We start from the raw sequence: 249 nt of genomic DNA, 5'->3' as shown, positions 1-249 counted from the left end.
GTACTGCTGAGGTAACTTTGGGCGGTGTAGATACCGACGAGTTGAGCTCAAAAACCTTTGAAGCTAAAAAAGCTAAAGGCCTATACTTTATAGGCGAAGTAACTGACGTAACGGGTTGGTTAGGGGGCTACAATTTTCAGTATGCGTGGAGCTGTGGATTTGCTTGTGGGCAGTGCGCTTAAGTTTAGGCTATAAACCCATTTAAGTAGGTTGATTGAGCGATAACGGTTGAATCGTTATCGCTAACAC

At 44.2% G+C, this 249-nt stretch carries 1 protein-coding gene; it reads left to right on the top strand.

The features are described 5' to 3' along the window. Positions 1 to 182 (top strand): NAD(P)/FAD-dependent oxidoreductase (locus tag AAEY78_RS14340; RefSeq protein WP_352340104.1); only part of this gene is annotated, 182 nt, incomplete at its 5' end. Between the last annotated feature and the right edge of the window lie 67 nt (positions 183 to 249).

It is taken from the genome of Psychrobacter sp. 16-MNA-CIBAN-0192 (genome assembly GCF_040309565.1).
Classification (GTDB): domain Bacteria; phylum Pseudomonadota; class Gammaproteobacteria; order Pseudomonadales; family Moraxellaceae; genus Psychrobacter.
This window is presented reverse-complemented; position numbering and strand designations above follow the sequence as displayed.